This window comes from Citrobacter sp. MGH104, from assembly GCF_001034485.1.
Taxonomy (GTDB): Bacteria; Pseudomonadota; Gammaproteobacteria; order Enterobacterales; family Enterobacteriaceae; genus Citrobacter; species Citrobacter freundii.
This window is the reverse complement of the sequence record NZ_KQ089818.1, coordinates 202,061-224,945: the sequence shown is the minus strand read 5'-3', so window position 1 is coordinate 224,945 and position 22,885 is coordinate 202,061. Positions and strand designations below refer to the sequence as shown.

General features: G+C 50.0%; 22 protein-coding genes and 2 pseudogenes. 11 read left to right on the top strand and 13 right to left on the bottom strand.

Annotated features, from left to right (window positions below):
• Positions 1–37 precede the first annotated feature (37 nt).
• From yciT to fabI, 6 genes are all read right to left on the bottom strand, one after another.
• Positions 38–790: a DNA-binding transcriptional regulator YciT gene (gene yciT / locus SK34_RS01010; protein WP_048232126.1), complete on the bottom strand. Its 753-nt coding sequence runs from the start codon at positions 788–790 to the stop codon at positions 38–40.
• 95 nt (positions 791–885) lie between these two features.
• On the bottom strand, positions 886–1,068 hold the full coding sequence (locus SK34_RS01005) for a YciZ family protein (RefSeq protein ID WP_003020577.1): 183 nt from the start codon (positions 1,066–1,068) through the stop codon (positions 886–888).
• Between the two features lie 183 nt (positions 1,069–1,251).
• Complete coding sequence (pdeR, locus tag SK34_RS01000) at positions 1,252–3,243, bottom strand: cyclic di-GMP phosphodiesterase (RefSeq protein WP_003840724.1); 1,992 nt, start codon at positions 3,241–3,243, stop codon at positions 1,252–1,254.
• Between the two features lie 264 nt (positions 3,244–3,507).
• Entirely contained in the window at positions 3,508–5,442 is a 1,935-nt protein-coding gene (locus tag SK34_RS00995; RefSeq protein ID WP_003840726.1) for an exoribonuclease II, read from the bottom strand.
• Positions 5,443–5,531: 89 nt separating this feature from the next.
• On the bottom strand, positions 5,532–6,677 hold the full coding sequence (locus tag SK34_RS00990; RefSeq protein ID WP_044700143.1) for a CMD domain-containing protein: 1,146 nt from the start codon (positions 6,675–6,677) through the stop codon (positions 5,532–5,534).
• A gap of 197 nt (positions 6,678–6,874) precedes the next feature.
• A complete protein-coding gene (fabI, locus tag SK34_RS00985; protein ID WP_003020565.1) occupies positions 6,875–7,663 on the bottom strand; it encodes an enoyl-ACP reductase FabI in 789 nt (262 codons plus the stop codon).
• A 442-nt stretch (positions 7,664–8,105) separates the two neighbouring features.
• Between fabI and SK34_RS00980 the strand changes: the two genes are divergently transcribed.
• Positions 8,106–8,795, top strand: coding sequence for an EAL domain-containing protein (locus SK34_RS00980; RefSeq protein WP_046670762.1), 690 nt, complete (start codon positions 8,106–8,108; stop codon positions 8,793–8,795).
• A 37-nt stretch (positions 8,796–8,832) separates the two neighbouring features.
• On the opposite strand, the gene sapF is transcribed toward SK34_RS00980, so the two are convergent.
• Genes sapF through sapA form a run of 5 tightly spaced genes read right to left on the bottom strand, consistent with a single transcriptional unit; the run spans position 8,833 to position 14,115 of the window.
• Positions 8,833–9,639, bottom strand: coding sequence for a peptide ABC transporter ATP-binding protein SapF (gene sapF / locus SK34_RS00975; protein WP_003020558.1), 807 nt, complete (start codon positions 9,637–9,639; stop codon positions 8,833–8,835).
• Between the two features lies 1 nt (position 9,640).
• Positions 9,641–10,633 (bottom strand): peptide ABC transporter ATP-binding protein SapD, encoded by a 993-nt coding sequence (gene sapD / locus SK34_RS00970; protein ID WP_003020556.1) that lies wholly within the window; start codon positions 10,631–10,633, stop codon positions 9,641–9,643.
• On the bottom strand, positions 10,633–11,523 hold the full coding sequence (sapC, locus tag SK34_RS00965) for a peptide ABC transporter permease SapC (protein ID WP_003020550.1): 891 nt from the start codon (positions 11,521–11,523) through the stop codon (positions 10,633–10,635). Before sapC ends, sapD begins: the two co-directional genes overlap by 1 nt.
• Complete coding sequence (gene sapB, locus SK34_RS00960) at positions 11,510–12,475, bottom strand: peptide ABC transporter permease SapB (protein WP_003020545.1); 966 nt, start codon at positions 12,473–12,475, stop codon at positions 11,510–11,512. The genes sapC and sapB overlap by 14 nt, the downstream gene beginning before the upstream one ends.
• Positions 12,472–14,115 (bottom strand): ABC transporter substrate-binding protein SapA, encoded by a 1,644-nt coding sequence (sapA, locus tag SK34_RS00955; protein ID WP_044710896.1) that lies wholly within the window; start codon positions 14,113–14,115, stop codon positions 12,472–12,474. Before sapA ends, sapB begins: the two co-directional genes overlap by 4 nt.
• Positions 14,116–14,426: 311 nt before the next feature.
• Between sapA and SK34_RS23255 the strand changes: the two genes are divergently transcribed.
• Positions 14,427–14,750 (top strand): hypothetical protein, encoded by a 324-nt coding sequence (locus SK34_RS23255; protein WP_003840736.1) that lies wholly within the window; start codon positions 14,427–14,429, stop codon positions 14,748–14,750.
• An 8-nt stretch (positions 14,751–14,758) separates the two neighbouring features.
• On the opposite strand, the pseudogene SK34_RS00950 reads toward SK34_RS23255, so the two are convergent.
• Together SK34_RS00950 and pspF are read right to left on the bottom strand one after the other, a co-directional pair.
• Positions 14,759–15,046, bottom strand: a pseudogene (locus tag SK34_RS00950) (pentapeptide repeat-containing protein); the annotation flags it as partial.
• A gap of 44 nt (positions 15,047–15,090) precedes the next feature.
• A complete protein-coding gene (pspF, locus tag SK34_RS00945; RefSeq protein ID WP_161958342.1) occupies positions 15,091–16,080 on the bottom strand; it encodes a phage shock protein operon transcriptional activator in 990 nt (329 codons plus the stop codon).
• Between the two features lie 155 nt (positions 16,081–16,235).
• Here pspF and pspA point away from each other — a divergent pair, with 155 nt between their 5' ends.
• The 9 genes and pseudogenes from pspA to SK34_RS00900 all read left to right on the top strand — a co-directional run bounded on the left by pspA (position 16,236) and on the right by SK34_RS00900 (position 22,870).
• Positions 16,236–16,904, top strand: a complete 669-nt coding sequence (gene pspA, locus SK34_RS00940; protein WP_003020532.1) for a phage shock protein PspA — start codon at positions 16,236–16,238, stop codon at positions 16,902–16,904.
• 54 nt (positions 16,905–16,958) lie between these two features.
• Complete coding sequence (gene pspB / locus SK34_RS00935; RefSeq protein WP_003020509.1) at positions 16,959–17,183, top strand: envelope stress response membrane protein PspB; 225 nt, start codon at positions 16,959–16,961, stop codon at positions 17,181–17,183.
• Positions 17,183–17,542 (top strand): envelope stress response membrane protein PspC, encoded by a 360-nt coding sequence (pspC, locus tag SK34_RS00930; RefSeq protein ID WP_003020497.1) that lies wholly within the window; start codon positions 17,183–17,185, stop codon positions 17,540–17,542. Before pspB ends, pspC begins: the two co-directional genes overlap by 1 nt.
• A gap of 8 nt (positions 17,543–17,550) precedes the next feature.
• Positions 17,551–17,781 carry a phage shock protein PspD gene (gene pspD / locus SK34_RS00925; protein WP_003020493.1) on the top strand — a complete coding sequence of 77 codons (231 nt, stop codon included), beginning with the start codon at positions 17,551–17,553 and terminating at the stop codon, positions 17,779–17,781.
• Between the two features lie 191 nt (positions 17,782–17,972).
• Positions 17,973–19,652: a sugar phosphorylase gene (locus SK34_RS00920; protein WP_174329791.1), complete on the top strand. Its 1,680-nt coding sequence runs from the start codon at positions 17,973–17,975 to the stop codon at positions 19,650–19,652.
• A 53-nt stretch (positions 19,653–19,705) separates the two neighbouring features.
• Positions 19,706–20,059: pseudogene (locus SK34_RS00915) on the top strand (hypothetical protein); the annotation flags it as partial.
• A gap of 20 nt (positions 20,060–20,079) precedes the next feature.
• On the top strand, positions 20,080–20,961 hold the full coding sequence (locus tag SK34_RS00910; protein WP_003840754.1) for a carbohydrate ABC transporter permease: 882 nt from the start codon (positions 20,080–20,082) through the stop codon (positions 20,959–20,961).
• Positions 20,948–21,790, top strand: coding sequence for a carbohydrate ABC transporter permease (locus SK34_RS00905; protein ID WP_003020474.1), 843 nt, complete (start codon positions 20,948–20,950; stop codon positions 21,788–21,790). Before SK34_RS00910 ends, SK34_RS00905 begins: the two co-directional genes overlap by 14 nt.
• A 27-nt stretch (positions 21,791–21,817) precedes the next feature.
• A complete protein-coding gene (locus SK34_RS00900) occupies positions 21,818–22,870 on the top strand; it encodes a D-guloside 3-dehydrogenase (RefSeq protein WP_003843972.1) in 1,053 nt (350 codons plus the stop codon).
• Positions 22,871–22,885: the final 15 nt, after the last annotated feature.

Below are 22,885 nucleotides of genomic sequence, written 5' to 3'. Positions count from 1 at the left end.
GATGATTTGCCAACTGACAAATCATCTGCTGAAGATGTTACGCGCGGGTATCAATGATATTGACGGTTAATCCGGAATGCTCAAGCTGCATTTGTACGCTGGCGCTAAGTCTGGAGTCCGTGACTACGCGGCTGAATCGCTCTAATGGACCCAGCGTGTACGGGTGAATGGCTTCGAATTTTGAGCTGTCAGTAAGCACAATAACTTCTGCACCTTTTTCCAGCACCGCGTTAACCACATCAGAACGCATCATGTCGCGTCCGGTGAAGCCGGTGTCAGCCTGCCAGCCATCAATGCCGATAAAGGCCTTGCTGAAGTGTACCTGCTGGATAAACTGGCGAGTTAAGGGCCCAACCATACTTTCGCTTTTTTTCTGATAGATGCCGCCAAGGAGAATCACTTCGCAGGGGGTTTCTTTCAGCAGATGGGCTATATAGCTGCTGACGGTAATGATGGTGACATCTTTTTGCTCCGCGAGCGTTCTGGCTAAGAGCGCATTGCTGCTGCCGTTTTCAATGAATACGGACTCACCTGGGCTTACCAGCGATGCGGCGAATTCAGCCAGCTCACGCTTCAGCGTAAAATTAGTCATCATGCGCGTTTCCACATCATCGCTGTTCAATGAAACAGCAAAACCGTGCGCACGGCGTAAATAACTCTGTTTTTCCAGTGTGTTCAGATCCTGTCGAATCGTCACTTCTGAGACACCGGTGATTTTTGCCAGTTCGGCAACGCTCATCTGACCTTTATCAGTCACCATCTGCAAAATAGATTGTTGTCGGGAATTCATAATATTAATTTTATTGCGATATCGTATCGGAAATTAAACGGAAACTGCCTCACGTGCAGTTTGCTTATAGCAGCGACATTAAAGGGTTAATGTCATCAGATCTCCCAGGGAGCCTTGTGCTTTTTGGGCAAGGATTCGGCATCTTCTTTGGTCATGTTTAGCAGCTCAGCCTTCAGAATTTCGAGATTATGGATAGCTGAGTGGTAATCACCTGCAACGAGGATATCCAGCACGGTATCAATGCGTTCGGCCAGACGCTGAGCGTCGATATCAGACATGGTTATCATCCTAATGGCAATAGAGTTTGAATTTCATGATGCAGAATTTCATGGCAAAAGAGAAGGGAAAAATAGTATTAACTATCAACGATAGAAGAATATTATATATTCTGTGATTACATGAAGATAGGATCGTTACGTAATGTCCATTTATGGCTATTTTCAACGTTTGATCCCACTGCATTAGCGTGTTTTTTTATTGAGGTGCCGTCGATACCAACGCTCAAACGCGGCGGCTGGCATTGGTTTGGCAAACAAAAAACCCTGACGCTCGTTGACGCCATTTTTGGTTAAAAACGCATCCTCTTTCGCGCTTTCAACACCTTCGGCGATGACCTGCAGGTTGAGTGCCTGTGCGACCGCAACAATGGCACGTACCAGCGACTGCGAAACAGGTTGTTTGTGTACATCCCTGACAAAGGTTTGATCCAGTTTAATTGCATCAAGCGGGAACCGGGCCAGTTGAGACAGTGACGAATAGCCGGTACCAAAATCATCCAAATGGATTTGCGCCCCCATCTGGCTAAACTGCTGAATGACGGACAGTGCCAACTGCTCATTTTCAATTAAACTGCTTTCCGTTAACTCGACATCGATGGGGCAATATTCAAAGTCGAGTTCATGAAGCACCTGCTTGAGATCGGTAAATAGCGTCTGATCGGCGAGCTGCCGGGCAGAAACGTTTACCGCCACGCGCAGATTGATTCCCTTTGCGCGCCATTTTGCTATCTGACGCACAACGTCCAGAATAACCCAGCGACCCAGAGGAACGATAAGCCCTGATTCTTCGGCGTAGGAGATAAATTCCAGTGGTGGAATGAGGCCACGTTCCGGAGACTGCCAGCGAACCAGCGCCTCCAGGCTGCGCACTTCGCCTCGCCAGGTTATCTTTGGCTGATAATGGATAACCAGTTGATCGTTTTCCAGCGCCTTGCGCAGATTAGTATCCAGCCACAGATATTCAAATACCCGCTGATTCATTTCCGGAGAGAAAACACAAAACTGTCCACGGCCACCTTCTTTTGCGGTGTACATGGCCGTATCGGCGTTACGAATGACGCTCTCGCAGTCCTGACCATGTTGTGGAGCGAGGGAAATACCAATAGAGCATCCGGTATAGATTTCAATCAGGCCGATGCGAAAAGGTTGACGCAGGCGTGTCAGAATACGCGACGCGGTGGCTTCCAGTGAACCCTGGGATGTTTCGGTGGCAAGGACAATAAACTCATCGCCGCCAAACCGTGCCAGTAACTGGTTTTCGCTAAGGCAACTGAGTATTGCCAGCGATACGCTTTGCAATAGCTGATCGCCAAACATATGCCCGTAGGCATCGTTTACCTTTTTGAAGTTATCCAGATCGAGGTACACAATCCCGACCTGCGTATCGCCCGCGTTCTCAATCGCATTGCTGATCAGATTATGAATAGCGTTGCGATTGGGTAATCCAGTGATCGAGTCAGTATTCGCCAACACCCGCAAACGCTCCTGGGCGCGGCGTTCTTCAGTGATATCGGTCCCGGAACAGATCAGAAATATTTCGTTCTTGCCGCTACCGTTATGCACAAATTTATTACGAAATAAAAACAGACGCTGTCCTTTGCAGGTCTTCACCCAGCGTTCAACTTCATATGAGTTACCTTCGCGAAAAAAGACCTCGATATTGCGTCGTGACGCGGCAGCTTCACGTCGACTCATAAATAATGTGAATACACTTTGGCCAATGACTTCACGTTCTTTGAGTCCGGTATACTCTTCGCACAGTCGATTAAACCGCTGAATGTTGCCCATGCGATCAAGAATGACAATGACTGAATTGGCTTCAGAAACCACCTGTTCGGCAAAAGAGAGGCCATGAGCCAGGTCACGGGCGACGGAAGGGGTGTCATCCCAGGCGGATGCGCTACCAGCCCATTCACGCTTATTGATTTTTCGTCCGACCAGATGCACGGGAATGTTGTCATCTTCAATCGGCAACGTCATTAATAAACTTGACGTAATTACCGTCATCTCGCGAATGCGTTCGGCTTGTTCCGGGGATAATTCGATGGTCTGATCGGCCTCTGACGTTTCTTCGACAGAGAAATGCAGGATGTTGCAATCCTCTGACAAACGCCAGTAAGGGTTATTAGTGCCAACATAGCTATACAACGTAATCAGCTCCCGGACGTCTTTCATGATGTGTACTATCCCGTTTAAAGCGCATAGAGCCTCAAAAGTATGGGTAGCCATGATTCATTCAGGGTGATTATGGCTGAACGTATTGTTTTTTTTATATATTTATGTGTAATCCAGAATCCGTAAAAAGCAAAGCCAACGGAGCTGAAAAATAGTAAATAAATTTTTTGACTGGATGAAAGAAGTGTAGTGCGCGGTTGAAATTTGGGAGGTAAAAAGAAAACGACCTTTCAAAAATGAGAAAGGTCGCTTGATTTATGCGTGTTACGCGGCTGGACGCGCGATAACGCTGCGGGTTTCCATCCGTACTTCAGCGATAGTTACGTCAATCACATCCGTGACTTTGTAAACAACTTCACCTTTAATTTGCACGGTGCCGCTTTCCTGGCTGCATACCAGTTCATCACGAACGGCGTGCAGGAACGGTGCTGGAATAAAGGCAACAGCGCCATTATCAACCAAGCGCACGCGCATGCCACCGCGGCTGACGTCAATGATCTCGGCCGCAAAGCGGGTGTCGGTACCGGCTTTATCACTCAGGAAACGGGCGTAAAGCCAGTCACCCACGTCACGCTCAGCCATCCGGTTCAGGCGACGACGTTCTGCCATTTGCACGGTGGTATCATCCTGAGGTCGGGCGATGGTTTCGCCTTTGATGACAGCCTTAAGCAGACGGTGGTTGATCATATCGCCATACTTACGGATTGGGGAAGTCCAGGTGGCATATGCCTCCAGACCCAGCCCAAAGTGTGGACCTGGCTCAATACTTATTTCAGCGTAAGACTGGAAGCGGCGAATTCGGCTGTCGAGGAAGCCTGATGGCTGAGCATCCAGTTCGCGGCGCAGTTTGCAGAAACCTTCCAGAGTCAGGACTTCTTCGGCATCGACGTGCATACCGTGGGTTTTCAGCAGCGCGGCCAGAGCGTCGGCGTTGGCCGGGTCGAATCCCATATGGACGTTATAAATACCGAAGCCCAGCTTGTCGCGAAGCACACGGGCGGCGCAAATATTTGCCGCAATCATGGATTCTTCCACAATACGGTTTGCGATGCGGCGTGGTTCAGCGACGATGTCCAGTACTTCACCTTTTTCACCGAGAACGAAACGGTAATCCGGGCGATCTTTAAAGACCAGCGCGTGGTTATGACGCCACTCTCCTCGGCTCAGGCAAATACGATGCAGCAGACGGATCTGTTCCGCAATCGCGTCGTTTTCTGGTTGCCACTCGCCTGTACCTTCCAGCCAGTCGGAAACATTGTCATAGGCCAGCTTCGCTTTTGACTCAATTGTCGCAGCGAAAAAGGTGATGTTGTCTTCAATCGCGCCATCGGCGGTAATGCTCATACGACAAGCTAAAACCGGGCGCACTTCGTTCGCGCGCAGAGAGCAAAGATCGTCAGACAGCTCACGCGGCAACATCGGGATATTGAACCCCGGTAAATAATTGGTGAACGCGCGAATTTTTGCCGTTTTATCCAGCTTACTGCCTTCTGCAATCCAGGCTGTTGGGTCGGCAATGGCGACGGTTAATTGTAGCGTGCCGTCAGCTTGTTCTTCAGCATACAGCGCATCGTCCATATCTTCGGTGCTGGCGCTGTCGATGGTGACGAAATTAAGGGCGGTTAAATCTTCACGAACCAGGCCTTCGTCCAGCATTTCGGTTGCTACGCCGTCCGGTGCTTCTTTTTCCAGATTATGGCGTGCCAGTGTGACCCACCACGGGACAAAGTGGTCATCAGCAAAAGTGATAAATTGGGTTAACTCGGCGTAGAAGGTGCGATCGCCTTTCAGCGGGTGACGGCGCATTTCTGCAACCGCCCAGTCGCCTTCTTTAAATTCATGTTCAACGCCACGGGTGGCACGACAAGGAATAGCATCTTTCAGTAACGGATGATCCGGTACGATGGACAGACGATCATTTTTGCCCTGAACTTTACCCACGAAGCGCGTCAGGAAGGGTTCGATCAGTTCTTCCGGCTCTGCAGACTCACGATCTTTTTCTGTATGGATAACCGCAACAATGCGGTCGCCATGCATCACTTTTTTCATCTGCGGCGGTGGAATGAAATAGCTTTTTTGTGCATCGACTTCCAGGAAGCCAAAGCCTTTTTCCGTGGCTTTTACCACCCCTTCAGCACGTGGCGTCTGGGAATGTAGTTGCTGTTTAAGCTGCGCTAGCAGCGGGTTGTCCTGAAGCATAATTGTCTATTTTCGTGGCTAAAAGAGCGGCTGACAGTTTTACGCGATTCTGCCAGTGGCAGCAAGCGCTCTTTCAGTAAGTGGATCGGTTAATCAGTGTCGCCCAGCGCGATTTTCAAGCGATTCAACCATCCGCACAATCCACTCCAGGCTAGCAGGTTAATGGCCTGCTCTGAAGAGATTCCCTGATCGAACAAAGACGTTAACAGTGCGGTGCTAAAGCGGTCGGGCGCCCGGGTCAGCCATTGTACCGCCTGTAGGGTGACGCGCTCAACCGGATGTCGTTGTTCCCAACGTTGTAATTCACGTTCATCCAGGCGAAGCAGGGCGATAACGTCGACTAATTCATTTGCTGTATGCGCCTGCTCGTTAAAGCAGGCCACGCTGCCGTTAATTCGTGACGTCACCAGCGCTGCCAGTGAAAATTCCTGTACTGATACAGTGCTGCGCCGGACAGCGGAAATCAGCGTCGTGAGTAAATCTAAAATGACCGGTGAATGTATCAATAATGGCACCAACGCTTGCAGTTCATCGGGATATCCTCTGGCAGAATTCTCAGCATGGGGGGGATATTTTTCGATCGGGAATGGTGCAGCATGCCAGGTTGTCTTTGTGGCGTTAAATAACGAAGCGTGAGCAAATTGCTGAATATCCAGCCCCGGTATTCGACGTACCGGATGACCAGACCAGGCCTGAAACAGGGCCACGGTTCGGGCCTGAAAACCGATGAAGCCGATGATTTGATTCATCAGAATATTATCGCTGGTGGTCAGTCCGACCGCTTCCAGATGCTGACGGTCGCGTTCGCCTATCACGGCAGGAGAGCTGGCAAGTTGGCGAGCATATTGGGTGATTTGTGCCAGTCGATGGTTACTTTCCCGCGAGGAGTCCGGACCGGGAAGCGGTGTTAAACGCGCGGCATAGTGATTACATAATCGCTGCACACCATACACCTGAGCGACGGTCAGGGCTGTACTCATCCGTTCATAGGCACTGAACGTATGCATCTGATTCAGGTTTACATGAGCCGGGAAGAGCATCTGGGCAAGTTTACGGGCAGGGGTTAACCAGGATTGAAAGGGCGAAAGAGCGTCATCAGGTAATGCCAGATCCAGTAAAAAACTGTCGTCGACATGAGCGGCTTCCGGGACCAGCGGCAGAACATCATGCGGATACGTGCTGGATTGCGTCTCATGATACCAGTGGCTTTTGCCTTCAATTCGGCGTTGTTCCATGGGCGTTCCTTGGTCTAAAAGTGGCGACCCGGACTTGTCGTCATACTACTACGCCGGATCGTTTGCGCTGCAATATCCTGACGTAAGCAAATGAGGGGATGAAAGATTGTTACGTGATAATAAATATCAGAAAGGCATATGTGGTGGCTGAGGGGAGTGTCATGGGCGGTGCAAGACCGCCCATCGAGGTCTTAGGATTATTTAAGTTCCAGCTCGTTCATTGCGGCGATGCTGAAGCCACCGTCAACGTGTACGACTTCACCAGAGATACCGGCAGAGAGATCGGAGCACAGAAATGCTGCGGAGTTACCCACATCTTCAATGGTAACGGTGCGGCGAATCGGTGTAACCGCTTCACAGTGCGCCAGCATTTTACGGAAATCTTTAATGCCAGAAGCGGCGAGTGTACGGATTGGACCTGCGGAAATGGCATTCACACGCACGCCTTCAGGTCCCATCGCATTAGCCATATAACGGACGTTCGCTTCCAGGGAGGCTTTCGCCAGGCCCATGACGTTATAGTTAGGGATTGCACGCTCTGCACCCAGATAGGACAACGTCAGTAGCGCAGAGCCAGGGTTTAGCATGGAACGACATGCTTTTGCCATCGCAACAAAGCTGTAAGCGCTAATGTCATGCGCAATTTTAAATCCTTCGCGGGTAACTGCGTTCACATAATCGCCATCCAGTTGGTCAGCAGGTGCGAAGCCGATTGAGTGTACGAAACCGTCGAATTTCGGCCAGGTTTTGCTCAGTTCAGCAAACATGGCGTCAATGCTGGCATCTTCAGCCACATCACACTGCAAAACAATGTTGGAGCCTAATTGCGCTGCAAATTCTTCCACACGACCTTTCAGCTTGTCGTTCTGGTAGGTGAACGCCAGTTCAGCACCTTCGCGATGCATCGCCTGAGCGATTCCCCATGCGATAGACAATTTACTGGCAAGGCCTGTCACCAGAATACGCTTACCTGATAAAAAACCCATGGCTTTAATCCTTTTTGTTAACACTTATCTTTTACCAATCAATGAATTATGATTGACGCGTTAAGCTCACTCGAAATTGGTCTGAAATTATATCCCACGCCTTTTCCCTGAGGAATGGTTATCAACCTCACGTGACCAGTCACTTCATTGCATGTGGGGAGTATATCATTCCCCTCCGGTTATGCTTCGTTCAGGCATTTAACGTCGGTGAATCAGAGAAAATGCAAGGTTTCAAAGGCATTGAAATGGTATTATTTCATTGCTAGCTGATGTTAATAAACATAGCAAGGTAGGAACTTTCTTAAAACAAAAAATATGACAATATTCAGCTTGTTATGATATATTGTTTTTATCGATCAATATCGACACATTGATCGATATTATTGATTGATTGTGATTAGAAGTGCATTATCATGACGTTATGATCAATTGGAGTGGTCTTATGCACTATCATTTCATCGCGGAAACGATGAGAGACACAACAGATAAATTACTGGGCGTAGAGATCAACGCCCGGTTTACTTCAGATACGGTTCAACCGTTGCATCCAGATTTCATCATTTCAGCGTGGGATAGCGAACAAAAGCGTAATTTCATGCTCGAGCAAATTCGATTAATTGCCGAAAAGCGTGACTGGTTTGAGCGCAACAGCCTTATTTGTACCCTGAAACTCATTGACGAAATGGCGCTGCTGGCGATTGGTGATCCAGCCATCAAGTCGGCCTTACAGGCACTACCATTTATTGCACTGGAACTTTCAGAACGTTTTCTGACGAATACAGTGTGCCTGAATAGTCTGTTGATTAATTCACTTCGCGACGGCCCAAACGCATTGTGGTTAGGCGATCTTGGCTCCGGCAGCGTAGGGGCCAGCCCGCTGGTTTGCGGTCATTTTGACGTTGTTAAATTGGATCGCGGTTTTTTCCTGGAACAGGTAGAAAAACCGATGTTCCCGGTGCTGATCAAAAATATCAGGGAATATTGCGACCGTGTTGTCGTGAAGGGAGTCGAAACAGCACAACTTGTCGACGAGGCCAGTACTGCAGGTGTCTGGGCAATGCAGGGTGCCCTTTACCCGTCAGTCACGTTTACCGAAGTTGATACGCTGCTCTTACCTACGTTGTGTCACTGATGGCAGAATGCCCCCCGGTTGAGGGGGCAGTCGTTTGTTAGCGATCTTTCCGCCAGGCGTCGGCGGTAAGCGCTTCGCCGAAATGACCTGCAATTAGGCGACGGGTAAGTTCATGCAACGGGGAGGCCAGAACGTCCGCTGTACTGCCGCGCTCAACAACTTCGCCCTGATGCATGACTAATACCTGGTCGCTGATGTGCTTCATCATGCCAATATGTTGAGTCACATAGATATATGAAATCCCTTGTTTTTCCTGTAATTCCAGCATCAGATTGATGAGCTGCGAACGCATCGACATGTCCAGAGAAGCAAGGGCTTCGTCGGCGATAATGACTTTGGGTCGTAAAATGAGCGCACGGGCAAGGCCCAGACGCTGTTTTTGTCCCGGCGCTAACATATGCGGGTAATAGCTTACGTGATCGGGCAGCAGTCCGACCATGCGCATGGTCTCCACGATCTGTTTACGACGCTGCTCAGGCTCGAGGTCGGTATTCAGACGTAGCGGAAAATCGAGGATCTGCGAGATACGTTGCCGAGGATTAAGCGATGTTGACGGATCCTGGAAAATCATACGGATCCGCTGACTACGAAATGAATAATCACCATATTTTAACGGATGATCGTCAATCAGCAGCTCACCGCTGGTAGGTTCAATCATACCCGCCAACATTTTTGCCAGCGTAGATTTCCCCGAACCGTTTTCACCAATGACGGCGAGCGTCTGACGTTCGCGCAGGGTGAAACTCAGGGGCTTGACGGCCTCCACGGTCTGGCGGCGAAATAAACCTGTCCGGTAGCGAAAGGTTTTGCTCAGGTTACGAACTTCGAGCAGGGTTTCTACCATCTCACTCTCTCTCCATGTTCAGCGGGAAATGACAGGCGTAGAGATGATTCTTTGCTCCGGTCAGTCTTGGGGTTTCAATACATTCGCGTTGTGCATAAGGGCAGCGCGGCCCCAGACGACAGCCGATGGGTAATTGTTCCAGCAATGGAATTGCTCCTGGCATGGTATTCAGGCGGCTTTTGTGCGGCATTGCGCTACCAAAATCAGGAATAGCGCGAATCAACGCTTGAGTATAAGGATGATGCGGAATGGTCACCAAATCTTTACTTGGCGCGGTTTCCACCGTTTGTCCGCAGTACATAACGTTGATTTTGTCAGCCCACTGGCTGAGCATTTGCAGGTCATGGCTTATCAACAAAATGGTGGTATTGCTGTTTTGATTCAGACGGGTTAGCAGACGGAAAATTTGCGCCTGGGTGGTTGGCTCCATCGCGTTCGTCGGTTCATCGGCAATCAGCAAACGCGGCTGATTCGCCAATGCGATAGCGATCATGACCTTCTGGCATTCGCCGTCGGTTAGCTCATATGGGAAGCTGCGCATGGCATCTTTATGGTCTTTTATCCCGACGCGGTGTAAGAGTTCAATCGCACGGCGTTTGCGCCAGCCGATGCGCTGCCACCAGCGGCCCTTGTAAGTCCAGGCAGGAATGTTTTGCATTAGCTGCCGTCCGATCCGCTCAGACGGATCGAGACATGACTGTGGCTCCTGAAAGATCATAGAGACGTTATGACCGACCAGTTTGCGTCGTTCACGCGCGGAAAGACGTAGCAGATCGATATCATCAAAACGCATACGGTCTGCGGTTACGCGCCAGTTATCTTTAGCGACGCCGCAAATGGCCTTAGCGATCAGACTTTTGCCGGAACCAGACTCGCCGACCAGCCCGCGGATTTCACCCTCGTTGAGGGTCATGCTGACGCGATCAACGGCCTTAACCCAGTCGTCACCGGTTCTGAATTCTATCGTCAGGTTGCGGATATCCAGTAATGGCATTATTCCACCCCCGCAATAATTGCGCGGCGCACGCCGTCACCCAGTAGGTTAACCAGCAGCACGCTTATCATAATTGCTGCGCCTGGCAGCATGACCGTCCACGGTGCGACATAAATCAGCTCCAGCGCGTCGCCGAGCATGGCCCCCCATTCCGGGGATGGCAGCTGTGCGCCAAGGTCGAGAAAACCCAGCGCGGCGATATCCAGAATCGCCATCGACAGTGCGCGGGTGATTTCAGTAATCAGACCGGCGGTAATATTGGGCAGAACGGCAAACCACAGAATATTCAGTGTGGTTGCACCATCCAGGCGAGCGGCAATGACGTATTCTTTCTCCAGCTCGTCATGCACCATGCTGTAAACGGAGCGTACCATGCGCGGCAGCAACGCCAGCCAGACCGCAAACATGGCGTGTGTCAGATGCGGTCCGGCAAAGGCCACCACAATAATCGCCAGCAGCAGAGAAGGGATCGACAGCAGGGTGTCCAGAATGTGGTTCAGCACAGCGGAGCGCAAGCCGTGCGTCGCACCGGCAACTACGCCCAATACAAGGCCACACAGTGTGGCGGCAAGAGTGACGACAAACGCGCCTCCAACGGTCGGGGCCGCGCCGCTGAGCAGACGACTTAAAACGTCTCGTCCCAGATCGTCAGTTCCGAGGAAGAAAGAGACTTCGCCATAGCGTGACCATGACGGTGGTAAAAGCTGATAGCCGAGAAATTGCTGATCGATGCCGTAAGGGGCAAACCAACCACCAAAAATACACAAAACAGCCAATCCCGCGCAGCCATACAGGCCGATCATCGCAGTTGCATCACCATAGAAATTGCGCCATGCGGTGCGCAACGTACCTGGCGGGCGTTTTTCGCTATAGACGCTATCGTAAGGCATACCATTCCTTATGTTTCAGAGGGTTAGCCATAGCACCCAAAATATCAGAGATAACGTTGACGATGATAACAAGTGAGCCAATCACCATAACGCCCGCTGAAATCGCCGCGTAATCCTGCTGGCGAATCGCGTTAATCAACCAACGACCAAGACCAGGCCAGCTAAAGACCATCTCGGTGATCATCGCCAGCGTCAGCATGGTGGAAAACTGTAAGCCCAGACGCGGGATCACCGGCGGGAGGGCGTTGTGCAGAACGTGACGGCGCAGAATCGTTAAGCGTGACAAACCGCGTGTGGCTGCCGCTTTGACGTAGTTCTGATCAAAGACCTCAATGGTGCTGATACGCATCAGGCGGATGACTTCGGTGGTGGGCGCAACGGAGAGCGTTAGCACCGGGAGCACCATATGACGGATAGCGCTGACCAGCATTTCATCGCGCCAGGGTGAGTCGGAGATCCACGCATCAATAATGGCAAAACCGGTAACGGGTTTCACCTCGTAGAGAAGATCAAAACGCCCGGAAACGGGTAACCAGCCGAGGGTCAGTGAGAAGAGCAATGTCAGCAGCAGAGCCAGCCAAAAAACGGGGATAGAAAACCCCATCAGAGCCAATGCGCTAATGCAACGATCCTGCCATTTGTTGCGCGTGATGCCTGCCAGCATACCAACGGGGATCCCGACCATTAGTGCAAAACCAAAGGCAAGAATGCACAGTTCCATTGTGGCCGGGAACACCTCTTTCAGCTGTTCTGAGATCAACTGACCGTTGATACTGGATACGCCGAAATCCCAGTGAATGAGACCATTGAACCAGAATACCCAGGCGTTCCACAACGATGCGCCCTGTAACGGCGCATGAGGTGTGAAGTAGCTCAGGCTGAATCCAATAAAGGTCAGGAAGAACAGGGTGACCAGTAGCAGCAAAAATCGACGCAGGGTGAAGATAATCATGGTTTTTTCACCTCATCTTTCTTTTCCCTGGACACCCCGGCAAAAGAGGAATTGCCGAATGGACTGAGCACCAGCCCTTTGATGTCGTAGCGGTAAGCCTGTAGACGCAGTGAAGAGGCCAGCGGCAGGATCGGTAACTCTTGCGCAAGAATATTTTGCGCTTCGTCATAGGCGTCAATTCGCGATGAAAGCTGCTGTGAAGAGAGGGCTTTGCGCAGAATGCTGTCAAACTGCGGATTACACCAGTGGGCAAAGTTGGTCTGTGAATTGATGGCGGCACAGCTGAGCAACGGCCGGAAAAAACTGTCAGGATCGTTACTGTCCGTCGCCCAGCCGGATAACGTCAGATCATGGTTCATATCCATTAATCTTGCCTCCTGAAAACGGCCTTCTACCGGGATGATCTTCACTTTCACACCCACCTGAGCCATATCTGCCTGAATCAGCTCTGCGGTTTTCAGCGGGCTGGGGTTCCAGGCCTGAGAGCTGGTAGGGACCCAAAGTTGTAACGTCAGATTCTCCAGCCCCAGCGCTTTTAGCTGCTCGCGCGATTTTGCCGGGTTGTACTCTGTAATTTTAGCTTCGTTATCATAAGCCCACGAGGCGCGAGGCAAAATAGATGCCGCGGTTTCTGCCGTCCCGTAGTAGATAGACTGCATTAACCGTTGGTTGTTGATCGCTAGCGCCAGCGCATGCCGCACGGCAGGGTTATTCAACGGCGGTTTATTGGTGTTGAACGCCAGGTAGGCAATGTTCATCCCCGGGCGCAGCGTCAGACGCAGGCGAGGGTCATCACGCAATATGCTGAGCTGGCTTGCGGCAGGCCAGGCTAAAACGTCACATTCGCCGGTCAGTAACTTTGATAACCGTCCGGTTCCGCCAGAACCGAGGTCCACTACCACCTGCGGCATCAGAGGAGTGCCACGCCAGAATTTTTCATGCCGCTGCAACCGAATATATTGGCCGGCACGATTCTCCGAAAGTTGGTACGGTCCTGTGCCGACAGGTTGTCTGTCGAGCAGTTCCTGACGATCCTGTTTTGCCAGGTTAGCCGCATATTCCGCCGACATTACGGAGGCATAGTGTGTGGCAAGATGCCACATAAAGGAGGCATCAGGTTGAGTTAAGCGGAATTCAACGGTGTTGTTGTCCAGTTTGCGCACACTTTGGACGTTATCGGCGAACTGCAGGCTGTCGAAGTAGGGGAAATTGCTGCCGTTCACATTGTGCCATGGATGGTGGCGATCAAAGATGCGCTCGAAGGTAAACACCACATCGTCTGCATTCAGTTTGCGGGTGGGAGTGAACCAGGCGGTCTTTTGAAACTGTACGTCACGACGCAGATGGAAGCGGTAGGTTGCGCCGTTATCCAGCACCTCCCAGCTTTCAGCCAGCTCAGGCACCAGTCGATAGGTGTAGGGATCTACATCAAGCAGTCGGTCATACAATTGGGCCGCTAACGTGTCGACAATGAGACCACTGCTCGTTTTTTGCGGGTTGAACGTATTGACCTGCCCGCTGACGCAATAGACAAACCCACTGTCACGGATATCAGCGTGCGAAGGTTGCTCAGGCGCAGCAGCAGCCTGACCACTCAGAAATCCAGCCATCACGATCAGAGATGATAAAACCAGGCGCATAATTTTAATGGATTATATAAAGAGGCTATCTTACTAATACTTAATGACATTTGCCATTACCGTTTGTTTTTGGGAGCAACAGGTTCGATAAGCGCGAGTTCAACACCGCGTCATGGTCAAAATTCATACCTGCTATCCACTTTGAATCTACTCTGTTAACTATCTTAGCATTTTCATGTCCCATCTGACTTGCTATAAACGCGGTGCAGGATGTGGACAGTTGGCGTAATTTGTTACGGTTTCCTCGCTGTGACAAAATGCGTAAGCGATTACAATGCGTTAGTGTACGAATCAACGGGAATATTTAATAAATGAGCAACTTAGCGGATTATGTCAATGCTATAAAAATAGGCAAAAATGTTATTTGTATTGAGGATGTCAGTAAACGGGATGACATGGCTGAAGTTGAGATTATAAATAAGACATGGCTTCATGATTCGGGAGTGGTTATTCGTTGTTCTCGCGAAAATGAATTGGTTAAATATTCATCAAATGCCTGTCCAGAATGCAGCATTAGATGGCATGTCGTTGATGCGGCAGGTCAGGATATTCGTCCACTGGAGAAAACGTTTCACAATGCTTGCCAGGAGTCGTACTGGTTAAAAGTAAATCGTCAAACGCATCTCCCGGTGTAAACGCTGGGCTAACCAATCACAGCGATACCAAGCCGCTCCATGAGCAACGATGCCTGGTAGTTGTCTAACTTAACGCCTTGTAAATCAACACCCCGAATATCTAAGTCACCTAACTCCGAATTGGTCAGATCGCAATGTGCGAAGTTTGCTGTTTGCCAGTCGAAAGTAGAAAACTCGCCGCCGGAGAGATCTGAGCCACTGAATGTCGCACCCAGTACCTGAGTCCCCATCCAGCGGTTCTCCCGCAGCTCACACTTTTCCAACACGACTTTCGAAAAATTGGCGTAGCTTAGATGAGGTTATGCGTCAAACCCGCCAGTATGACACTTGCAAATGCGTGCTAGATCTGGTGCTTCTTCAGCAAGGCTCGTAGCTGATGATAAGTGAGACCCAGTAATTCAGCGGCTTTTTTCTGGTTAAATTTTGCCTGCTGTAAGCTGGTTTGTAGAAAGTCTTTCTCTTGTTGTTGTTGGAATTCACGCAGATCCAGCGGTAATGCTACAGATGCTGGTTTTGCTTCCTGCACCTGAGATTCCACGACATGGCGGCGGAAGGGATCAATGATTATCTCATCCAGCGGGTAATCACTGGTCCCATGTCGATAAACGGATCGCTCCACGACGTTTTTCAGTTCACGAATATTGCCCGGCCAACGGTAGTGGAGGAGCGTTTCTCTGGCTTCGGCACTAAACCCTGGAAACAGTGGTAACCCGATCTCGCGGCACATCTGAATGGCAAAATGCTCGGCCATTAACATTATGTCGCTTTGGCGTTCGCGTAACGGTGGGAGTTGCACTACGTCAAAGGCCAGACGATCCAGCAGGTCCGCGCGAAAAGTGCCTTCGTTGACCATGCGAGGTAAGTCGGCATTGGTTGCACAAACAAGTCGTACGTTAACCTGCAACGGCTGGCTGCCGCCAACACGTTCCAGCTCTCCATATTCAATAACGCGCAGCAATTTTTCCTGCACCAACATCGGGGCGGTTGCCAGTTCATCGAGAAACAGCGTACCGCCGTCGGCGCGTTCGAAACGTCCAGGATGGCGTTTTTGAGCGCCGGTAAAGGCACCTGCTTCGTGACCAAACAGTTCGGAATCAAGCAAGTTCTCGTTGAGCGCTGCGCAGTTAAGTGAAATAAACGGGCCTTGCCAACGGGTGGAGAGATAGTGCAGGCGGTTGGCAATAAGCTCTTTCCCAGTACCTCGCTCACCGATAACCAGGACAGGCTTATCCAGCGGTGCCAGATGAGAAACCTGCTCCAGCACTTCAATAAAGCTGTTTGCTTCACCCAGAAGATTATCTTTGTATCCTGCCATGATGAAATTCACCATTTGTTAGTGTTATTCACCAATTTACCCTAATTCCCTCGCCAGGTAAAATTAGATATAATTATTAAAATCAATTAGATAAAAAGTTGGCACGCCAAGTGCATTACGAAATCAGCAGGGCATAGCCCGATATCAGAACAGTAAGTGAGGATTACATTATGGGTATTTTTTCTCGTTTTGCCGACATCGTGAACGCCAACATTAATGCGTTGCTGGAAAAGGCTGAAGATCCGCAGAAGCTGGTGCGGTTAATGATCCAGGAAATGGAAGATACGCTGGTTGAGGTGCGTTCAAACTCCGCACGCGCTCTGGCAGAAAAGAAACAATTATCTCGTCGTATCGAACAGGCCAGCGCGCAACAGGCAGAGTGGCAAGAAAAAGCTGAGCTGGCTCTGCGCAAAGAGAAAGAAGATTTGGCGCGTTCTGCGTTAATCGAAAAACAGAAATTGACTGACCTGATTGCCTCTCTGGAGCATGAAGTCACGCTGGTTGACGATACGCTGGCGCGTATGAAAAAAGAGATTGGTGAGCTGGAAAATAAACTCAGTGAAACCCGTGCTCGTCAGCAGGCACTGATGTTACGTCATCAGGCAGCGAGTTCTTCACGTGATGTTCGTCGTCAACTGGACAGCGGTAAACTTGATGAAGCGATGGCGCGCTTTGAATCTTTCGAGCGTCGTATCGATCAGATGGAAGCTGAGGCTGAAAGCCATAATTTCGGTAAACAGAAGTCCCTGGATCAGCAATTTGCTGACCTGAAAGCAGATGATGAAATCAGCGAGCAGCTGGCGCAACTTAAAGCCAAAATGCAGCAAGACAAGCAATAATAACATCTGGCGGCGCCCGATCGCGCCGCCGCTCATCACCTGTAAGGAGTACTCATGAGCGCGCTATTTCTGGCTATCCCGTTAACTATCTTTGTGCTGTTTGTTTTACCGATTTGGCTCTGGCTGCATTACAGCAACCGTTCCAGCCGTGGTGAACTGTCGCAAAGTGAACAGCAACGTCTGGTCGAACTCAACGACGACGCACAGCGGATGCGTGAGCGCATTCAGGCGCTGGAAGACATCCTTGATGCTGAACATCCAAACTGGAGGGACCGCTAATGGGAGGCGTTAATCTGAACAAAAAACTGTGGCGTATTCCTCAGCAGGGCATGGTGAAGGGGGTTTGTGCGGGTATTGCGCATTATCTCGATGTACCTGTGAAGCTGGTACGGATCCTGGTGGTGCTGTCAGTCTTTTTTGGTCTGGCCTTTTTCACCTTCGTCGCTTACATCGTGCTGACATTTGTGTTGGACCCGATGCCGGACAATGTAGTTTCCGGCGAGCAGCAGCCATCAAGCGGTGAGCTGTTGGATGCCGTCGATCGCGAGCTGGCGGCTAGTGAAAAGCGTTTGCGTGAAATGGAACGTTATGTGACGTCCGATACTTTTTCCTTACGTAGTCGTTTCCGCCAATTGTGAGGTTAGAAATGAACAATCGCTGGCAACGTGCCGGGCAAAGGGTTAAGCCGGGCTTTAAAATAGCAGGTAAGCTGGTGCTTTTAACGGCGCTTCGCTACGGCCCGGCGGGGGTAGCAGGGTGGGCGGTGAAATCCGTCGCCCGACGCCCGCTAAAAATGCTGCTGGCGTTGGTTCTGGAACCGGTGTTGAGTCGGGCCGCGGCAAAATTGTCGAAACGATATTCCGGTAATCGAACCTGATATTTGAATCAGTAAAAGCAAGCAACAATTAATCAACATTCCCTCAGTTAATTTGCGGCAGCTCACAAATACGATTTTTTGGCTGCCAAAATTCTTTTTTTACCCCCCTCCAGACCACCTCTGCTAATTGACAGCTTATTTTCCGCAGAGTAGTCTCTTGGTTCATGGGACCGCTACCACGAGAATCGAAGGTGAACCAAAAAATCCAAAAATGCCTGACAGAAGTTTATGGTCATACATTTACTTCATGCCACTATGAAGCGCTGTTTGCACGTTTAGAGAAATCACAGGGATTAATTAAAAAAATCCGTAAAGCGCATTGGGACGAGGGCGATGTGGTGCTTATTACCTACGCCGATCAATTCCACGGGGTTGGTAAAAAACCGTTGCCGACGTTTAATCAGTTTTATAATGAATGGCTTAAGTCGACATTTTCTCATGTGCATCTTCTGCCATTTTATCCGTGGTCATCGGATGATGGTTTTTCCGTGATTAATTACCATCAGGTTGCCGAAGAAACCGGTGACTGGAATGATATTAAGGAATTAGGTGAGTCCAGTCGACTGATGTTTGATTTTGTTTGTAACCATATGTCAGCTAAAAGCGAGTGGTTTAATAATTATTTGCAACAGCTTGACGGTTATGAAAATTTCTTTATTGCAATGGATCCTGATACGGACCTGAGCAACGTCACACGTCCACGCGCATTACCGTTACTGACACCATTTACGCTAAAAGATAACACCGTGCGCCATTTATGGACGACGTTCAGCGATGACCAGATCGATCTCAACTATGCCAACCCGGTGGTGTTACTGGCGATGGTCGATGTGCTGCTGAGCTATCTTGAGCAGGGCGCAGATTATGTTCGCCTGGATGCGGTTGGCTTTATGTGGAAAGAGCCTGGAACGAGCTGTATTCATCTGGAAAAAACGCATCAGCTTATCAAACTATTCCGCGCTATTGCGGACTGCGTGGCGCCTGGTACGGCGATTATTACCGAAACCAACGTCCCGCATAAGGATAACGTGTCCTACTACGGTAATGGCCATGATGAAGCGCATATGGTGTACCAGTTCTCGCTGCCGCCGCTGGTGCTGCATGCGGTACAACGCCAGGACACGTCGATATTGTGCCAGTGGGCGCAATCACTGGAGCTGCCGTCTGGTGAGACGACCTGGTTTAATTTTCTCGCATCGCATGATGGCATTGGTCTCAACCCATTACGCGGTTTGTTGCCTGAAGACGAGATCATGCGGCTGGTGACAGAACTACAACAGGAAGGTGCGCTGGTTAACTGGAAAAATAACCCTGATGGCAGTCGCAGCCCGTATGAAATTAACGTGACATATATGGATGCGCTAACCCCTGGTAATTGTAGTGATGCCGAACGGTTTTCTCGCTTTATTCTCGCACATGCCATTTTGCTGAGTTTTCCAGGCGTGCCGGCGGTTTACATTCAAAGCATACTTGGATCACGCAATGATTATAAAGGTGTTGAGACGTTCGGTTATAACCGCGCGATCAACCGCAAAAAATATCAGGTGAGACAAATAGAAGCGGAGCTGGCAAATGAAACCAGTTTGCGTCACGCTATTTATCATGAGTTATCCCGACTAATTGTAATACGTCGTAATAATAAAGCATTTCATCCTGATAGTGATTTTCAAATTAACAGTATTACACCAGCCGTAATGCAAATTAAACGTACTGCGGAAACAGGTGAGGAAATTACCGGGTTATTTAATGTCAGCGGTCATACTCAAACCATTCGTATTGATATAGAAAATGGAGTTGATTTGATTGGCGGTAAAACTATTTCCGGTAAGGAATTAACGTTGTACGCCTGGCAGGTCATGTGGGTTAAGTAATAAAAAGGAACATTTCATGCTTAAAGCTAAAATTGTGCTGATTTCAGCACTGAGCGGCAGAGAAATTTGTCACCTTTATGGAGCAGGCAGACAACATTGCGGACTGGGTCATGATGTCGCCAGGGGCGGCGCTGCCGGTCAACAAAGCGGTGGTGAATACTTCGACGTGGAAAGATAACGCTGTTATCAAAGCGCTGGGTGAATTACCCGATCAACTGATTGCCGAACTGCCAAATATTCAGGTCTTTGGTGCCGTCGGTGATAAGAACTTTACCCGCATGGGCGACGTAACCGGCTCCGGCATCGTGAGTACCATGGTGCACAACGTCACGGTAGGAAAAGCTGACCTTTCATCGACCATCAAGGCAAGCCAGACAAAACTGGATGACCTCGTTGAACAGCGCTAATGGGGAAATGGAAAGCCGTGATGAATAAGTTCTTTTCAGGTCGATCTGATATGCCATTTGCCATGCTGCTGCTGGCGCCCAGCTTGCTGTTATTGGGCGGTTTAGTGGCGTGGCCAATGATATCTAACATCGAAATCAGCTTTATGCGTTTGCCGCTTAATCCGCAAATTGAGTCTACGTTTGTCGGGCTGAGCAACTATATCCGTATCTTATCCGATCCCGGATTCTGGCATTCGCTGTGGATGACGGTCTGGTATACCGCGCTGGTTGTGGCAGGGAGCACGGTGCTGGGGCTGGGAGTGGCGATGTTTTTTAACCGTGAGTTTCGTCTGCGGAAAACTGCGCGCTCACTGGTCATCCTCTCTTACGTAACGCCATCAATTTCGCTGGTGTTTGCCTGGAAATACATGTTCAACAACGGCTACGGCATTGTGAACTACCTCGGCGTGGATCTGTTGCATCTCTACGATCAGGCTCCGCTGTGGTTCGACAATCCCGGTAGCAGCTTCGCGCTGGTCGTGTTGTTCGCCATCTGGCGCTACTTCCCGTATGCCTTTATCTCGTTTCTGGCGATTTTACAGACTATTGATAAATCGTTGTATGAGGCGGCAGAAATGGATGGCGCGAACGCCTGGCAACGGTTTCGCATCGTCACGCTGCCAGCGATCATGCCGGTACTGGCGACCGTAGTCACACTGCGTACGATCTGGATGTTTTATATGTTCGCCGATGTTTATCTGCTGACCACTAAAGTCGATATTCTCGGGGTCTATCTCTATAAAACAGCGTTTGCATTTAATGACTTAGGTAAAGCAGCCGCGATTTCTGTTGTCCTCTTCGTCATCATTTTCGCTGTTATCCTGCTGACCAGAAAACGGGTGAACCTCAATGGCAACAAATAAGCGCACGCTTGGCCGCATTGGCTTTTACTGTGGATTAATTGTCTTCCTGGGCATCACGTTATTTCCATTTTTTGTGATGCTGATGACCTCATTTAAAAGCGCAAAAGAGGCGATTTCGCTGCATCCGACGCTGTTACCGCAGCAATGGACGCTGGAACATTACATCGACATCTTCAACCCGATGATTTTCCCGTTTGTTGACTACTTCCGTAATAGCCTGGTGGTATCGGTGACTTCTTCGGTGGTGGCGGTATTTCTGGGCGTGCTCGGGGCGTATGCGCTTTCCCGCCTGCGTTTTAAGGGACGAATGACCATCAATGCCAGTTTTTACACGGTGTACATGTTTTCGGGGATCCTGCTGGTGGTGCCGTTATTCAAGATCATTACGGCACTCGGCATCTACGACACCGAAATGGCGTTGATTATCACTATGGTCACCCAGACGCTGCCGACCGCAGTGTTCATGTTGAAAAGCTATTTCGACACCATTCCGGATGAGATCGAAGAAGCCGCGATGATGGATGGGTTGAACCGTCTGCAGATCATCTTTCGTATTACCGTGCCGTTGGCAATGTCTGGTCTGGTTTCGGTCTTTGTGTACTGCTTTATGGTGGCGTGGAATGACTATCTGTTTGCTTCGATTTTCCTTTCCAGCGCCAGCAATTTTACCTTACCGGTCGGTCTGAACGCGCTGTTCAGTACACCTGACTATATCTGGGGACGCATGATGGCTGCATCGTTAGTCACTGCATTGCCGGTGGTCATTATGTATGCGCTTTCCGAACGTTTTATTAAAAGTGGTTTGACCGCAGGCGGCGTGAAAGGCTAAGCGGCCAGTTTAATTAAGGAGTTGTAAATGAAGAAGTTAGTTGCCACAGAACCGCGTGTTGCAGCGCTGGTGGAATATGAAGACAGAGCGGTATCCGCCAATGAAGTTAAAGTTCGCGTTAAATTTGGCGCGCCGAAACATGGCACGGAAGTGGTCGATTTTCGCGCTGCCAGCCCGTTTATTGACGAAGATTTTAACGGTGAATGGCAAATGTTTATGCCGCGTCCGGAAGAGGCACCACGCGGGATCGAATTCGGTAAATTCCAGCTTGGCAATATGGTGGTGGGCGATGTTATTGAGTGTGGCAGCGATGTGACCGAATACGCCGTTGGCGATTCAGTTTGCGGCTACGGTCCTCTGGCTGAAACGGTTATTTTTAATGCGGTGAACAACTACAAACTGCGCAAAATGCCTGAAGGCAGTTCGTGGAAAAATGCCGTGTGCTATGACCCGGCACAGTTCGCCATGAGCGGTGTGCGCGACGCCAATGTGCGCGTCGGTGACTTTGTGGTCGTCGTGGGCTTAGGCGCAATTGGCCAGATTGCCGTGCAACTGGCTAAGAAAGCGGGAGCTTCAGTGGTCATCGGCGTGGATCCGATTGCCCATCGCTGCGATATCGCGCGTCGCCATGGCGCGGATTTCTGTCTGAATCCGATTGGCACCGATGTAGGCATGGAAATTAAGAAGCTGACCGGTAAGCAGGGCGCAGATGTGATCATCGAAACCAGTGGCTATGCAGATGCGCTGCAGTCGGCGTTACGCGGTCTGGCCTATGGTGGAACCATTTCCTATGTCGCTTTCGCGAAACCTTTTGCTGAAGGTTTCAACCTGGGGCGTGAAGCGCACTTCAACAACGCCAAAATTGTCTTCTCTCGCGCCTGCAGTGAACCGAATCCAGATTATCCGCGCTGGAGCCGCAAGCGTATTGAGGAGACCTGCTGGGAACTGTTGATGAACGGTTACCTGAACTGTGAAGAACTGATCGACCCGGTAGTGACTTTCGCCAGCAGCCCGGAAAGCTATATGCAGTATGTCGATCGCCATCCGGAAAAGAGCATCAAAATGGGTGTGACGTTTTAATTAAGGAATGCAGAA

Excerpts from the sequence above, each read along its gene's own strand:
- yciT (WP_048232126.1), bottom strand. The coding sequence starts at position 790 with ATGAATTCCCGACAACAATCTATTTTGCAGATGGTGACTGATAAAGGT.
- SK34_RS01005 (WP_003020577.1), bottom strand. The coding sequence starts at position 1,068 with ATGTCTGATATCGACGCTCAGCGTCTGGCCGAACGCATTGATACCGTG.
- pdeR (WP_003840724.1), bottom strand. The coding sequence starts at position 3,243 with ATGAAAGACGTCCGGGAGCTGATTACGTTGTATAGCTATGTTGGCACT.
- SK34_RS00995 (WP_003840726.1), bottom strand. The coding sequence starts at position 5,442 with ATGCTTCAGGACAACCCGCTGCTAGCGCAGCTTAAACAGCAACTACAT.
- SK34_RS00990 (WP_044700143.1), bottom strand. The coding sequence starts at position 6,677 with ATGGAACAACGCCGAATTGAAGGCAAAAGCCACTGGTATCATGAGACG.
- fabI (WP_003020565.1), bottom strand. The coding sequence starts at position 7,663 with ATGGGTTTTTTATCAGGTAAGCGTATTCTGGTGACAGGCCTTGCCAGT.
- SK34_RS00980 (WP_046670762.1), top strand. The coding sequence starts at position 8,106 with ATGCACTATCATTTCATCGCGGAAACGATGAGAGACACAACAGATAAA.
- sapF (WP_003020558.1), bottom strand. The coding sequence starts at position 9,639 with ATGGTAGAAACCCTGCTCGAAGTTCGTAACCTGAGCAAAACCTTTCGC.
- sapD (WP_003020556.1), bottom strand. The coding sequence starts at position 10,633 with ATGCCATTACTGGATATCCGCAACCTGACGATAGAATTCAGAACCGGT.
- sapC (WP_003020550.1), bottom strand. The coding sequence starts at position 11,523 with ATGCCTTACGATAGCGTCTATAGCGAAAAACGCCCGCCAGGTACGTTG.
- sapB (WP_003020545.1), bottom strand. The coding sequence starts at position 12,475 with ATGATTATCTTCACCCTGCGTCGATTTTTGCTGCTACTGGTCACCCTG.
- sapA (WP_044710896.1), bottom strand. The coding sequence starts at position 14,115 with ATGCGCCTGGTTTTATCATCTCTGATCGTGATGGCTGGATTTCTGAGT.
- SK34_RS23255 (WP_003840736.1), top strand. The coding sequence starts at position 14,427 with ATGAGCAACTTAGCGGATTATGTCAATGCTATAAAAATAGGCAAAAAT.
- pspF (WP_161958342.1), bottom strand. The coding sequence starts at position 16,080 with ATGGTGAATTTCATCATGGCAGGATACAAAGATAATCTTCTGGGTGAA.
- pspA (WP_003020532.1), top strand. The coding sequence starts at position 16,236 with ATGGGTATTTTTTCTCGTTTTGCCGACATCGTGAACGCCAACATTAAT.
- pspB (WP_003020509.1), top strand. The coding sequence starts at position 16,959 with ATGAGCGCGCTATTTCTGGCTATCCCGTTAACTATCTTTGTGCTGTTT.
- pspC (WP_003020497.1), top strand. The coding sequence starts at position 17,183 with ATGGGAGGCGTTAATCTGAACAAAAAACTGTGGCGTATTCCTCAGCAG.
- pspD (WP_003020493.1), top strand. The coding sequence starts at position 17,551 with ATGAACAATCGCTGGCAACGTGCCGGGCAAAGGGTTAAGCCGGGCTTT.
- SK34_RS00910 (WP_003840754.1), top strand. The coding sequence starts at position 20,080 with ATGAATAAGTTCTTTTCAGGTCGATCTGATATGCCATTTGCCATGCTG.
- SK34_RS00905 (WP_003020474.1), top strand. The coding sequence starts at position 20,948 with ATGGCAACAAATAAGCGCACGCTTGGCCGCATTGGCTTTTACTGTGGA.
- SK34_RS00900 (WP_003843972.1), top strand. The coding sequence starts at position 21,818 with ATGAAGAAGTTAGTTGCCACAGAACCGCGTGTTGCAGCGCTGGTGGAA.